Genomic DNA, 665 nt, shown 5'->3' on the forward strand with positions numbered 1-665 from the left:
AAAAGTTACGCTCCAAGTCGCCGGAAAGGATTTAGTTCTGGAAACCGGCAGGATGGCAAAACAGGCCAACGGTTCTGTTTTTGCCCAATACGCGGGGTCGGCGGTAATAGCCACTGTCTGTTCATCACATGAACCGGTAGAAGGCATGGATTATGTGCCTCTTACAGTCGATTATAACGAAAAATATTACGCCGCGGGGAAGATTCGCGGCGGTTTTATAAAAAGGGAAAGCCGTCCAAAGGATAAGGAGATTCTTGTCTCCCGCATTATCGACAGGCCGATGCGCCCCCTCTTTGACAAAAGCTTCGGGCGCGAAATTCAATTAATACCGACAACCCTGTCCACCGATCAAATAAATCCGCCGGATATTTTAGCGATTATCGCGTCTTCCGCCGCCGTCCATATTTCTGACATTCCATTTAACGGGCCGGTCGCCGGGGTGCGAGTGTGCCAGATAGACGGCGAGCTTGTCGTGAATCCCACTTATGAACAAATAGAAAATTCCACAATGGAAATCATTGTCGCCGGTACTAAAGACGGCATCACTATGGTGGAAGGCGGCGCGAAAGAAGTAAGCGAAGAGCTGATGATACAGGCGCTTGATAAAGCCAACCACACGATTAAGGAATTTTGCACGTCGCAGGAAAAACTGAGCGAGCTTGCGG

At 49.5% G+C, this 665-nt stretch carries 1 pseudogene; it reads left to right on the forward strand.

Going from position 1 to position 665, the window contains the following annotated elements:
* Positions 1 to 52: 52 nt before the first annotated feature.
* Positions 53 to 665 (forward strand): annotated as a pseudogene (locus ACYVRA_RS07950) (polyribonucleotide nucleotidyltransferase); the annotation flags it as partial.

Source organism: Treponema sp. R8-4-B8, assembly GCF_054786175.1.